Here is a 12,789-nt window from a genome sequence, read left to right as displayed (position 1 = left end):
CTATTAACAGAAAATGAAAAGTCTAATTTTTATTCTTCACGCAGCGAACTGACATTCCCCATTCCTTGTTCAAAAAATACATATAACAATCCGTAAGATCGTAGGCTAAACTTCTTTCCACTGCAGTGGTGGCATCATGCTCTTTAGTTGTCCACCAGTAACCATTTACACCAATAGAACTGCATACACCTCCAGCTGACCGCAATCCACCAGGAAGACCTCCAAAACCACTCTCGTTGGTAGCGCCGGTATTTGGACTGGTCCATAAAATTGTAGCCTTCAATTTGCCTCCAGCCACTCCATCGCCTCCTAAAGAATCTACCAGCATAATCCATTCTTGCTTGGTTGGAATATGCCATCCCTCCGGAGCTAATCCTCTGGCATCGTTTACGGCATACCAGTTGTATAATCTTCCGTACACAGCGTTGGCAGTGTCGTTATTGTAATAACACCAGGCTCCTGTGGTTAAAGTATCCCATGCAGCATTATCAGTAACGTGCGGTATTATATCGCCATTTCTATAAGTTACTACTTCCAGGTTTTTTTGCATCCACACCTGATCAAATATTTCCACCCCGGTTATGTGCGATGTAAAACTTAATTCTTTTTGGCAACTGACTAAATAGGCCAACAATAGTATCAGGGTAAAATGAAGTTTTAAATTTTTCATTCGCTATTAAATTAGTCGTAAGTATTAAAATTTACGGATGCATTTATGCAGATTTAATTAAAGTTTTTAACAGTGCTAATAATTTCTATCAATTAGATTTATGCGTACAGCAAGAGTAATTTCTTAATAAAACTTATGGTACGGATTTATAATGCAATTCTTTCAGACCAACATTTTCGACAAGCATATTATCTAATTCTGCCTGTTTGGTCAAAGTTCTACTTTTTTATTGTTATTTCGATTATTTTTAATCAATGTTTTTCCACCATTTAGTAGAAGTGGCCGGGCTTTGAAGATGAACAGTTTCACCAATCATAGGGGTAATAATAGCCATATTTTTTTTAGTAGCTTCGGCTATAACTCTTATTACAGGCTCGTCCCAGGCATGTAAAGAAAGCGAAAATTTAGCCCAGTGTACCGGCAATAAAGTGCTTGTTTTTAAATCTATTCCTGCCTGCACCACTTCTTCCGGCATCATGTGAATGTATTTCCAGTAGCGGTTATATTGTCCGCATTCCAGTATTGCCAGGTCGAAAGGACCGAACATATCGCCGATGATTTTAAAATGAGTATCGCAACCGGAATCGCCACCAATGAATATTTTTTGGGTAGGTGTTGTTAATACAAAACTCATCCAGATAGCACTGTTTCTTTTAATGCCCCTGCCGCTAAAATGTCTTGCGGAAGTTGTGTTCACCGTAAATCCATTGCCTAATAAAATAGTTTCGTTCCAGTCTTTTTCAATAATAATATTTTTATCAAATCCCCAGTACTCTAAATGTTCACCGGTACCTAAACCGGTAATTATTTTTTTAATGTTGGGTTTTAGTTTCAGAACAGTTTCGTAATCCAGGTGGTCCCAATGATCGTGCGTTATAAACAGGTAATCAATGACGGGAAAATCGTCTGTTGTATATACATCGCTCCTTTTAAAACTGGTTGTTGTAAACCGGAGAGGAGATGCGCTGCCGCTAAATACCGGATCAACTAAAAATGTTTTTCCATCCACCTGCATAAAGTAAGAGGAGTGGCCAAACCATACCAATACATTTTCATCAGGTGGCAGGTTTAATAAATTTGTTTTTTGAGAAGGCAGTGCAGTAGCGGGTTTACTTCTGTTGCTTTTGCCAAAAAAGAATTTTTTTATTACCGTAAAATAGTTTGCTCCATCGGTTATAGCCGGTGTATCATTTAAGTTTTGAAATACTCCATTTTTATAATTAGGAGAGTTTTTAATCTTCTCCAGCCTTTCCCCTGCAGGCCTTTTACCAAAATTTGGTTGTTGGAGAAATACATAAACCACTATAATTACCGCCAGTATAACCAGAAAAATTATCAGTAAGAAGTTCATGGGAATTAATTAATGGTAACATAAAAATATGTTACAATGATTTTGCTATCGTCTGCACCGGCACGTTACGGTCAAAAGTTTTTACAAATTTCCCTTTTTTATTGTAGAGAAATAATGTAGGCACAGAAGCAATATTGAAGAAAGAACCCAGCTGATATTTATAATCCATACCCATAACGATATTGGGATATTTGGCCAGTTTAAATTCCTGATAAAACTTTTTTACATACAGGTAACCCAGGTTGGATACCATAACAATCTGCGTATTTTTAAACAAGTTGTAATGAGCCATTATTTCTTTTATCTTAAGCTGACAATGTTCGCAATCCGGGCTAAACACCATGATGATTACATCTTTATTTTTTTGCAGGCTGGCCCTTTCAAACCTTGTGCTGTCGGGGGCTTTGGTAATACTGAACGCAGGCATATCCGGCGACTTTGCAGATGATTCCAATTTGGACGATTGTGCAGCCGAACGGTTAACAATTAGAAAAAGGAAAAAATATAAAAAACTTTTTTTCATGTTGATTGATTTTAATAAAACTAAAATTGCAAATAATGCACCATAAATGCCGCAACGCAAAATAGGATAAATTATTTATCACAACTTAGTTTTAACAGGCATTTTATATTGTTGAATTTGTACCGAAGGATAATAGTGGCTATACATGCTTTGATTATTTTGCAGCTGGTGATTGTGCACCCTTTTCCTCAAAAATAATTTCTCCTGTTTTAAAATCAACCCTTAATTTTGAATGTCAAAGGAAATGGTGTCTTCCTACCTAACCGTCTTACATCAAAAAGAATGATGGCGCCTGCAAATTGGTAATTATTTATTTCAATTACGGGTAAACTATTTGTAGGATGAATAACACAAAATATGCTGTAGCGCAATTAAATATTGCCAAACAATTACTCCGCTGGACAATCATTATTTTTCCTGTCTCTGTTTCAACAGGCTTACTGGTAGCATTTTTTTTATGGCTGCTGGATAAGGTGACTATTCTGCGCTGGCAAAATTTATGGCTGATTTATTTATTGCCCGTTGCAGGAGTTTTTATCGTTTGGCTCTATCACAGGTTTGGAAAAAACAGTGTTGCGGGTAATAACTTAGTTATTGATGAAATACACGAACCTGGTGGTGGCGTTCCATTACAAATGACACCACTTATTTTATTTACCACCGTAATTACCCATTTGTTCGGGGGCTCAGCAGGCAGGGAGGGTACGGCCATACAAATGGGTGGCAGCATGGCTTCGCAATTTACAGACTGGTTTAAATTGCCGGGCCCTGATAAACAAATTTTACTAATGTGCGGTATGGCTGCCGGCTTTGCTGCTGTGTTTGGTACACCGGTGGCAGGTGCTGTTTTTGCATTGGAAGTATTGTACATTGGCCGCATAAAATATGATGCATTGATACCGTGTTTAATTGCAGGTATCATTGCACATATTACATGCGTAACCTGTGGTATTCAGCATACTCATTATACCATTGCATACAAAGGTGGTACAGACTCCTTTTTTCCGCATATTTCTTTTGACCTTTTTTTGTTGGTTAAAATAATCATAGCCAGTGTGCTTTTTGGCATCACCGGGTTAGTATTTGCAGAGTTATCTCATTTTATAAAAAATAAAAGTCAGCAGTTAATTCCAAATCCATGGCTGGTGCCGGTTACAGGTGCAATACTGGTGGTGGGCATCAGTTATTTGTTGGGTACTTTTGATTACCTCGGCTTAGGAGTTACTACTCCAAATGTAAATGGGGTTAGCATTGTCAATGCTTTTAAGGTGGGGGGTGCCGGGTATTTGAGCTGGTTTTGGAAATTGCTTTTAACAGCCATTACCTTAGGTATGGGATTTAAAGGAGGCGAAGTAACACCCTTATTTTTTATAGGCGCTACACTGGGTAATATCCTGGCTTCCATCAGCGGGGCTCCAGTCGATCTGCTGGCAGGACTTGGTTTTATTGCAGTGTTTGCCGGTGCAACCAATACCCCGTTAGCCTGTACTTTAATGGGCATCGAGTTGTTTGGATCTGAAAATATTATTTACTATGCAGTGGCTTGTTTTACAGCTTATTATTTCAGCGGGCATTCTGGAATTTACAGATCGCAAAGAATAGCCGTTGCGAAATTTACAGTAGACTCTAACAAAGAAGCGAGCAGTAACTCCATTAAAAAGAAGGATACTTTTCAAGACAGAAAATAAAAATTTTCAGCGTTGAATTTTATATAAAATACAAGCAGGATTATAAAAATAAAAAAGGCAATATACTTTACGCATGATGCCTATTATCTGCAAAACCTTTAGGGTATAAAACACCAAAAGCCTGTTCAGATCAGGGTCTTATCTTGGTATGTATCCAATACAGGAGTAACCAGAATGCTACCTCTAATACCGTTACAATAACAACTCCTATCCATAGAGCTTTATCTTCCTGCTGTAAATTTTCTTCTTTCTTATACATTCATTCAATGGTTTAGTATGTGCATTAATATTTGTAAAAGTAACTTAAAACTGCCGTTATAAAGTGAACGTATCAATCAATCATTTAAATGGAATATTATTAAAATAATGATTCATTAAAGTACACGTAATCTGTCTGTCTTTCTTCAGGGGATAAGCGCATGAGAAAGTGTTAATGTCTTCTCTGCCATATCCGGAATGTCTGCCGCTTTGTATTCACCGGCATCTAATTTTTTCTTGGTAGCTTCAAACGCATCCAGTGTTATTTCAATATCCTCAACGCTGTGAGCAGCAGTGGGTATCAGTCGGTAAATAATATCGCCTTTTGGTATAACAGGGTACACTACTATTGAACAAAATATATGATAATGCTCCCTCAGGTCCATTACCATTTGAGTGGCTTCCGGTACATCACCCTTCATAAAAATTGGAGTTACCGGCGAGTTGGTATTGCCAATATCAAAACCACGTTGCCGTAAACCATTTTGTAACAGCGCTACATTGTGCCATAGTTTACTTCTTAATTCGGGCATGGTGGTTACCATTTCCATGCGTTTTAACATTCCTTCCACAATTACCAGTGGCAGGCTTTTAGCAAATATCTGCGAGCGGGTATTGTACCGTAAATATTTCAATACCGCTTTTGGGCCGCTAATAAATGCACCAATGCTACCCATGCTTTTTACAAAAGTGCTGAAGTATAAATCAATACCTTCCTGGCAGCCCTGTGCTTCATCCGCACCGGCACCCGTAGGGCCCATGTAACCAAAACCATGCGCATCATCAATTAAAATCCTGAACTCATATTGTTTTTTTAATGCAACAATTTCTTTTAAAATTCCCTGTTCACCGTCCATGCCAAACACTCCCTCTGTAATAACCAAAATACCACCGCCCTGCTTTGCAGCAAATTCGGTTGCACGTTGTAATTGTTTTTCACAATCCTCAATATCATTGTGTTTAAAAGCATACCGGTGACCCATGTGAAGCCGCACCCCATCTACAATACAGGCATGTGCTTCTGCATCGTATACAATCACATCCCTTCTGTTTACCAATGCATCAATACAACTCATAATACCCTGGTAACCAAAATTCAGCAACATGGTATCTTCCCGCTTCACAAACCGGCTGATTACTTTTTCCAATCCTTCATGCATGCCGGTATTGCCACTCATCATTCTTGCACCCATTGGATTACCCATGCCATATTTGGCTGCCGCTTCTGCATCCACTTTTCTCACTTCGGGGTCGTTTACCAAACCAAGGTAATTGTTCAGGCTCCATACAATCATTTCCTTACCTCTGAATTGCATCCTGGGCCCCAATTCGCCTTCCAGTTTAGGAAAGGCAAAATAGCCATGTGCCCTGTCCATATGCTGCCCTATTGGCCCACTATTTTTCACTAATTTTTCAAAAACATCTGCCATAATCAAATGATTGGTTTTAAATTTTTTTGTCCGGGCTAATTAACCATGTGCAGCATTGTTGCGTCGCACTCTTGTACTAAATACCGCTTTGCATCCCTGGCCTTCTAACCGCCATACCTCACTATAAATTTATAAGTAATATAAAATATTTACCTAACTGTAAAATTAAGGCATTGCCATCAAAATATATAAAGTTCGCATAACAAGGTTAGTTAAAGGTATTCCGTTTGTTAAAAACTACCTTTGAAAAAAAATAGCTCATGGTGTTAAAATCTTTTCTTGCTTCTTGTGTCTTATTGATGTTTATTACCATGGAAGCTCAGCCACCAAAAAAGGCAGCTACCCAAATTAAAATACTTCAACAATCCGCAAAACCAAAACTGGTAGTTGGTATTGTAATTGACCAAATGCGGTGGGATTATTTATACCGTTTTAACCAGTTGTACGGCAGCAATGGATTTAAGCGTTTAATAGGAGAGGGATTTAGTTGTGATAACACCCTGATACCTTACACACCAACGTATACAGCACCCGGTCATACCTGCATTTACACAGGAAGCGTACCTGCCATACATGGCATTGTAGGAAATTCCTGGTTTGATAAATCAAGCAATGCCAACGTTTACTGCACCGATGATTCAACCGTCAGCACCGTAGGAAATACCAGCGATGCCGGTAAGATGAGTCCTGAAAATATGTTGGCTACTACTATCACAGATGAACTAAGATTAAGTAATAATTTTAAAAGTAAAGTGATTGGTCTTGCATTAAAAGACCGTGGCGCCATATTGCCTGCCGGGCACAGCGCCAATGCTGCTTACTGGTATGATGATAAAGGAGGCAAATGGATCAGCAGTACTTATTATATGAAAGATGTTCCTGCGTGGGTAAAAGATTTCAATGCCAAAGATATGGTGGCATCTTATATGAGTAAAGACTGGAACACCTTGCGGCCAATAGCCCAATATGATCTTAGCACGCCGGATAATGAGCCTTATGAAAATGCCATTTCAGGAGAAACAACGGTTACTTTTCCGCACAGGCTTTCTTCTATAACAACCGGTAAATACAGCTCTTTCAGAACTACTCCTTTTGCCAACACATTTACATTTGATTTTGCAAAGCAGGCCATTGAAAATGAAAAGCTGGGCAGCAATACAGTACCTGATTTTTTAACGGTGAGCATTTCTTCTACTGATTATATTGGCCACTCTTTTGGCCCCAACTCTATTGAAGCTGAGGATACCTATTTAAGACTGGATAAAGACATTGCTGATTTTTTAAGTTATCTGGATCAAAAAATGGGTAAAGGAAATTACCTTATTTTTTTAACCGCCGATCATGGTGTAGCACATGTACCGGGGTTTTTAGCCGAACATAAAATACCGGGTGGTACTGTAAGCGATAAGGAAATTACCAAAGAAATTAACCAGGCTGTAGAAGCAGCATCCGGTATAAAAAATGTTGTACAGTCAGTACAAAATTACCAGGTATATTTAAATTTTAATGAGATAGAAAAACAGGGAAAAGACAAAGCGACGATTGTAAACATTGTAATAAAAACTTTACAACTGAAGCCATCTGTGATCAATGTATTTGAAATAAATAAATTAATGCAGACAGTTATACCCGAGCCGCAAAAAGAAATGATGGTGAATGGGTATAATCCTAAACGAAGCGGCGATATACAGTTTACATTTAAACCTGGTTATTTTGATGGGGGCAGCAAGGGCACCACACATGGTTTATGGAATCCCTATGATGCACATATTCCCCTGTTGTTTTTTGGCTGGAATATTAAGCCAGGTAAAACCAACCGCGAAACGCACATGACCGATATCGCCGCTACTGTAGCGGCTTTACTTCAAATACAAATGCCCAGCGGTTGTGTTGGTAAAGTAATTACTGAGGTAACAAAATAAAATCTGCATGATTTTGCTGACTACAGACTGAACCACAAAGTCACAAAAACACAAAGTGGCACAAAGCTTTGTGAAACTTTGTGTCTTACTGTCTTCGTGGTAAAAAACAGTTCTCGTAAAACTTTTATTGTACGCTTAATTAAAAAAATAATGTCGCAAAAATTTGATGAACTCATCAACAGTTTTATAGATAACAATGTAGGCATTGCCGGTAATTTTTTGTCTGCCAGTTTATCGGAAAATCTTCGGCAAAATATTTACAGTTTGCAGAAGGGGGAACAGATGAAATATGCGGGCATTGGCAACGAGGCAATTGCTGAGGCAACGCAAAAAATGCGGGGTGATAAAATATACTGGCTTGATAAAAAAAATAACAACGTCCATGAACAGAAGTTTTTAGACAGGGTTGAGAATTTTATTGATCACCTGAACAAGACCTGTTACACCGGTATTAACGATTATGAATTTCACTATGCAGTGTATGAGCAAGGAAGTGCCTATAAAAAACACAAAGACCAGTTTAAAACAGATAATAAAAGAAAGTACTCGCTGATTTGTTATTTAAACAACGGCTGGAAACCGGCTGATGGAGGAGAATTGTTGATTTATCAAAATGAAAAAATACAAACCATTTCGCCCAATGCACAAAAAGCCGTGTTCTTTAAAAGTGATGAAATGGAACATGAGGTGTTGACAGCAAACAAGCCACGGATGAGTATTACCGGCTGGTTAAAGCGAAGCTGATTATTTTATAAGCAGCTATCTCTTAACATTTTCATATATTCAACACCCTTTCCACGTGCAAAATGTATATTATTGTCCGGAATTTTTTCAGGATCAGGATAACGTTCCAACGCTTCATCTATTTGTGCTTCCCTTAATAAATGTAACATGGGGTATATAGACCTGTTGGTATAATTGGCAGCATCATTTACCGGAGCACCCCCAAAAATATATTGGGGATGAAAACTTGCTACCTGGTAAACACCTTCGTAATCATTTGTTTCCAGTAAATTTTCAGCTTCCTCTACCAGGGTAAGAAAATCATCAAACTGTTCAAACCCATTTGGAAAAATTAATAAGGTAGTTACAATTTTTTCTTCTTCATTTAACCGGGAACATTCCTGTAAAAAAACCTGCAGACAGGTAACTTTATCCATACTATTTTCTACCTGGTAATAAATACCAGAGTGCTTCATTTCTTTGGCTGCAAAAGGGCAGAAATTACAACCGATTACCACGTCGGTAATCCATTTTTTTGTTTGCTCTATAATTTGTCCGGAACTTTTCATTGTATTAAAACTGGTAAACAAATGTCCATAAAAAATCCCTCACAAAAAGTGAAGGATTTAATTTTATATCGGTATCTAAACTGATCAATAATCTCTGTTGTAACCGCCGCTGCCGCCACTTCTGTTGCCACCACTGCCGCCGCTTCCACCGTAACCGCCGCTGCCGCCACTTCTTCCGCCGCCGCCGCCGCTTCCACCGCCATAACCGCCGCCGCCGCTTTTTTTGTAGCCGCCACCACCGCCGCTGCCACCACTACCGCCGCCGAAGCTGCGTTTTTTATAACCGCCGCCACCACCTTCACCTTCTGTACGAGGCTGAGATTCGTTAACGATTAATTTGCGACCTTGTATTTCGCTTTCATTTAAACTGGCAATTGCAGTTTTTGCTGCTTCTGCGTCGTCCATTTCAACAAAACCAAATCCTTTGCTGCGGCCGTTCATTTTGTCTTTTAAAATTTTAGCACTTGTAACAGTACCAAATTGTGTGAAGAGGCTGCTTAGATCTTCGTCGGTCATTGTCCAACTTAAGTTTCCTACGTAAATGTTCATTGTAAATACTTTTTAAAATTAAAAAAAAATTTAATGACTTAGTGGGTACAATGAACTGAGAACGGACTTTAAAACACCTCTATCAGCTAACGACGAAATACTAAAACCATTAATACAATACAAATGTAACTATTTATTTAAAAAAACAATAATTTTCAAAAAAAATCATGTTGCGGGGTTTTTTAGTATCATTTTGGCTAAACGGCTATCTCTTTTATACACATCGTTCCTGAAATTTAGCTTTCCCTGCCTGTCAACCCAAGCGGTAAAATAGGCAATAAATACCGGCACAGTTGTTTTCAATGTTACAAATTGTTCTACTCCTTTATTCATAGCCGCAGTAATTTTTGTTTTATTCCAGGCAGCGTTATTTCTTAGCAGGTATATAGCCAGCTTTTTAGGTTCAGCCAAACGAATACAGCCATGACTAAAGGCTCTTTTATCTTCATTGAATAAAGACTTTGCAGGGGAGTCGTGCAGGTAAATGCTATGCGTATTTGGAAAAAGAAATTTTACCAGACCTAAAGAATTATTGGGTCCTGGTTTTTGCCTTATGTTACCCCCGTTCCATTCCATATTATGTTGTGCCAGGTAATTATTGTTTTTTTTCATGGCTGGTAAAGTCTCATTTTTTAAAATGCTTGCAGGTATATTCCAATAAGGGCTGAATACAATGTATTTCATATCGCCATTAAAAATAACTGTTTTATGTTCATCTTTACCCACCACCACATTCATGCTGAATGCCAGACTATCCTGCTCGTACACGTGCAGTTTATATTCGGGAATATTTATCAACAGAAAATCATTTTTTACTGCAACCGGAACCCAACGGCTTCGTTCCATGTTCACCATTATTTGTTCAATTCTTTTATCTACAGGATAATTCATTTCTGCCAGCAATACCTTATTTACCACTCCATCTTCTTTGTAACCCAATCGCTGCTCAAATTTTTTTATACCTGTTTGTAAACTGTCATCAAAAATATTGGAGTGAGTATCTGCTTCCATATCGCCCAATAAAAATAACCTTTGCCGTATTGCCGAAACTGTTACGGAAGAATCTTTTAACTTATATATTTTTTTATCGCCTTTGATAATTGTCTGCGGTCCTTGTGCTTTTAAATTGTTGTATTTTTTTAGGTACTCTTTTAGTAAATTATACTGACGGTAAACAGGTGTATTTTGTAATACATCACGTCCGCTCACCAATGAATCAAGCAATTGCTGCGAGGTTATTTTTTTACGTGGCAGTAACCATTCTATAGAGAGGGATTGTTTTTCACTTAAGCCTTGCCATACAGTTTTTGCATACGCTAAATATTGTGACGTAAGCATCAGTTCGGTACCTGGAGTAACTTTATCTGACCCTTCTTCTGTTTCCATCAAATTAGTAAATGCAGTTTTATAAGGAACCGCATCAGGAACACCTTCATCACTGATATTTACTATGCGGTTGTATAGATTGTGTGCAGGCTCTATCATACCATTGTCATCATACCAGGCATAGGCATAGTGCCGGGTTTTGTAAAACGCTGCAATATCTTTTTCAAATAGTTTAAATGCAGGAAAACTATCGAGGAATTTTTTTATGATACTGCTATCAAAAGTAATTTTTGTCTGGTTGCTGAAACTACCCTTGATGCCCATTTCTTTGGCAGCATCTTTTGATGTAGTGTCTTTGGTGGTTGCGGTTGCGTTGGAGTTGGGATTGTTACAATTGGTAAAAATAATACTTATAAAAAAAGCAATGATCGAAAATGAAGTCAAAAATTTCTTTATCATAGAAATGATGTTTGTCTGTGATTAAAAATATCTCTTTTGATGAAAAAGTACAAAGAAAAAAGCTGGCCGGTTTGGTAAAAGTAAACTATACTTTCTGTCTGTGAATTAATAGCTGCAAAACTGTTTGATACCGTAAATATAGAAAGTTTGTATGCTGAAAAGCTGTCTAAAAATAGTATTTTATTTGCCATACTGAGGTTGATGGAAACACCAGACCCGGCTAACCGCTGTGGCCGGTATCTCCACTGTACACTTCTAGATTAATATGTATTTCAGAAATCGTTTTTAAACAGATTCTAATTAATTCAAATTGGCTGCATAAAAAAAACCGTCCATTTAAAAGGACGGTTCGCTTGATATTGTTGATAGTTTATTCGCCTGTTACTTCAAATTCAACTTCAGTTTCGTTACCGTTACCAAAATCAATTTTTGCTTTAAAAGTACCTAATTCCTTTACTTCGTCAAGGATGGTAATGCGGCGACGGTCAATTTCGTAGCCTTTTTGTTCTTTAATTGCACGTGCAATCTGAACAGAAGTTACACTACCAAAAATTTTACCGGTTGTACCTGTCTTGGCGCCAATTTTTAATGCTCCGTTTGTTAAGGTTGTAATTACGCTGTTGAGTTCTGCTAATAATTTAGCTTCTTTCTTCGCTTGTTGCTTTACTTTTTCTTCCCGCTGTTTTAGGTTGCTTGGGCTTGCCTCGATCGCTAATTTTGAAGGAATTAAAAAGTTACGCCCGTAACCATTTTTTACTGTTACCAGTTCGTTTGCACCGCCCAGGTTGTTTACGTCCTGTATTAATATTACCTGCATGTTGTTTGCATTTTTACCCAATCCCGATTGTATCGAAACTTTCTCCTTTTATAAAGATTAGGGTGGTGAAAAATTTTATTTTAATAAATCTGTAACGTAAGGAAGGATGGCCATTTGACGGGCCTTTTTAACTGCATCACTCACTTTACGCTGAAACTTTAAAGAGTTTCCGCTTAAACGGCGGGGCAATAACTTTCCTTGTTCGTTCAGGAATTTTTTTAAGAAATCGGCATCTTTATAATCAATATAATGGATGCCCATTTTTTTAAAGCGGCAATATTTCTTAGGGCGCTTTTCAGCTTTGATTGCTGTGAGATATTTAATCTCGTTTGGTTTTGGCATAATTATGCTTCCGCTTTTTCAGTTGGTGAATATTTTCCGCCACTTCTCTTTTTGGTGTTGTAATCGACGGCGTATTTATCGAGTACAGTATACATGTGACGCATCACTGATTCGTCACGTAAAAGTTGAGTTTTCAACTTTTCATTGAAGATGGTTGGCGCT

At 38.0% G+C, this 12,789-nt stretch carries 12 protein-coding genes and 1 riboswitch; of the genes, 3 read left to right on the top strand and 9 right to left on the bottom strand.

Going from position 1 to position 12,789, the window contains the following annotated elements; all coding sequences use genetic code 11:
- Positions 1-22 precede the first annotated feature (22 nt).
- The 3 genes from H7254_RS12575 to H7254_RS12565 form a co-directional block, all read right to left on the bottom strand.
- Positions 23-670 carry a fibrobacter succinogenes major paralogous domain-containing protein gene (locus H7254_RS12575; protein WP_301933299.1) on the bottom strand — a complete coding sequence of 216 codons (648 nt, stop codon included), beginning with the start codon at positions 668-670 and terminating at the stop codon, positions 23-25.
- Between the two features lie 247 nt (positions 671-917).
- Positions 918-2,021, bottom strand: coding sequence for an MBL fold metallo-hydrolase (locus H7254_RS12570; protein ID WP_301933298.1), 1,104 nt, complete (start codon positions 2,019-2,021; stop codon positions 918-920).
- 31 nt (positions 2,022-2,052) lie between these two features.
- Positions 2,053-2,544: a thioredoxin fold domain-containing protein gene (locus H7254_RS12565; RefSeq protein WP_301933297.1), complete on the bottom strand. Its 492-nt coding sequence runs from the start codon at positions 2,542-2,544 to the stop codon at positions 2,053-2,055.
- A 231-nt stretch (positions 2,545-2,775) separates the two neighbouring features.
- A riboswitch (Fluoride riboswitch) is annotated at positions 2,776-2,846 on the top strand.
- 39 nt (positions 2,847-2,885) lie between these two features.
- Between H7254_RS12565 and H7254_RS12560 the strand changes: the two genes are divergently transcribed.
- Positions 2,886-4,232 carry a voltage-gated chloride channel family protein gene (locus tag H7254_RS12560; RefSeq protein WP_301933296.1) on the top strand — a complete coding sequence of 449 codons (1,347 nt, stop codon included), beginning with the start codon at positions 2,886-2,888 and terminating at the stop codon, positions 4,230-4,232.
- A gap of 404 nt (positions 4,233-4,636) precedes the next feature.
- Here the strand turns inward: H7254_RS12560 and H7254_RS12555 are convergent, their stop codons facing one another.
- A complete protein-coding gene (locus tag H7254_RS12555) occupies positions 4,637-5,920 on the bottom strand; it encodes an aminotransferase class I/II-fold pyridoxal phosphate-dependent enzyme (RefSeq protein WP_301933295.1) in 1,284 nt (427 codons plus the stop codon).
- Positions 5,921-6,180: 260 nt separating this feature from the next.
- Between H7254_RS12555 and pafA the strand changes: the two genes are divergently transcribed.
- Complete coding sequence (pafA, locus tag H7254_RS12550; protein ID WP_301933294.1) at positions 6,181-7,842, top strand: alkaline phosphatase PafA; 1,662 nt, start codon at positions 6,181-6,183, stop codon at positions 7,840-7,842.
- A 150-nt stretch (positions 7,843-7,992) separates the two neighbouring features.
- Entirely contained in the window at positions 7,993-8,586 is a 594-nt protein-coding gene (locus H7254_RS12545; RefSeq protein ID WP_301933293.1) for a 2OG-Fe(II) oxygenase, read from the top strand.
- 5 nt (positions 8,587-8,591) lie between these two features.
- Here H7254_RS12545 and H7254_RS12540 read toward each other — a convergent pair whose 3' ends face one another.
- The 5 genes from H7254_RS12540 to rpsR form a co-directional block, all read right to left on the bottom strand.
- Positions 8,592-9,134: a DUF1415 domain-containing protein gene (locus H7254_RS12540; protein WP_301933292.1), complete on the bottom strand. Its 543-nt coding sequence runs from the start codon at positions 9,132-9,134 to the stop codon at positions 8,592-8,594.
- A gap of 84 nt (positions 9,135-9,218) precedes the next feature.
- Positions 9,219-9,683: an RNA recognition motif domain-containing protein gene (locus H7254_RS12535; protein WP_367875442.1), complete on the bottom strand. Its 465-nt coding sequence runs from the start codon at positions 9,681-9,683 to the stop codon at positions 9,219-9,221.
- Between the two features lie 165 nt (positions 9,684-9,848).
- Positions 9,849-11,468 (bottom strand): murein L,D-transpeptidase, encoded by a 1,620-nt coding sequence (locus H7254_RS12530; protein WP_301933291.1) that lies wholly within the window; start codon positions 11,466-11,468, stop codon positions 9,849-9,851.
- Between the two features lie 370 nt (positions 11,469-11,838).
- Positions 11,839-12,285: a 50S ribosomal protein L9 gene (gene rplI, locus H7254_RS12525; RefSeq protein WP_301933290.1), complete on the bottom strand. Its 447-nt coding sequence runs from the start codon at positions 12,283-12,285 to the stop codon at positions 11,839-11,841.
- 75 nt (positions 12,286-12,360) lie between these two features.
- Positions 12,361-12,627, bottom strand: coding sequence for a 30S ribosomal protein S18 (rpsR, locus tag H7254_RS12520; protein ID WP_301933289.1), 267 nt, complete (start codon positions 12,625-12,627; stop codon positions 12,361-12,363).
- Between the last annotated feature and the right edge of the window lie 162 nt (positions 12,628-12,789).

It is taken from the genome of Ferruginibacter sp., assembly GCF_014377975.1.
GTDB lineage: Bacteria > Bacteroidota > Bacteroidia > Chitinophagales > Chitinophagaceae > Ferruginibacter.
The sequence above is the reverse complement of the archived record's forward strand: the minus strand, read 5'-3'. Positions and strand labels throughout refer to the sequence as shown.

Coding starts and splice junctions, on each gene's coding strand:
- H7254_RS12575 (WP_301933299.1), bottom strand. CDS start 670: ATGAAAAATTTAAAACTTCATTTTACCCTGATACTATTGTTGGCCTAT.
- H7254_RS12570 (WP_301933298.1), bottom strand. CDS start 2,021: ATGAACTTCTTACTGATAATTTTTCTGGTTATACTGGCGGTAATTATA.
- H7254_RS12565 (WP_301933297.1), bottom strand. CDS start 2,544: ATGAAAAAAAGTTTTTTATATTTTTTCCTTTTTCTAATTGTTAACCGT.
- H7254_RS12560 (WP_301933296.1), top strand. CDS start 2,886: ATGAATAACACAAAATATGCTGTAGCGCAATTAAATATTGCCAAACAA.
- H7254_RS12555 (WP_301933295.1), bottom strand. CDS start 5,920: ATGGCAGATGTTTTTGAAAAATTAGTGAAAAATAGTGGGCCAATAGGG.
- pafA (WP_301933294.1), top strand. CDS start 6,181: ATGGTGTTAAAATCTTTTCTTGCTTCTTGTGTCTTATTGATGTTTATT.
- H7254_RS12545 (WP_301933293.1), top strand. CDS start 7,993: ATGTCGCAAAAATTTGATGAACTCATCAACAGTTTTATAGATAACAAT.
- H7254_RS12540 (WP_301933292.1), bottom strand. CDS start 9,134: ATGAAAAGTTCCGGACAAATTATAGAGCAAACAAAAAAATGGATTACC.
- H7254_RS12535 (WP_367875442.1), bottom strand. CDS start 9,683: ATGAACATTTACGTAGGAAACTTAAGTTGGACAATGACCGACGAAGAT.
- H7254_RS12530 (WP_301933291.1), bottom strand. CDS start 11,468: ATGATAAAGAAATTTTTGACTTCATTTTCGATCATTGCTTTTTTTATA.
- rplI (WP_301933290.1), bottom strand. CDS start 12,285: ATGCAGGTAATATTAATACAGGACGTAAACAACCTGGGCGGTGCAAAC.
- rpsR (WP_301933289.1), bottom strand. CDS start 12,627: ATGCCAAAACCAAACGAGATTAAATATCTCACAGCAATCAAAGCTGAA.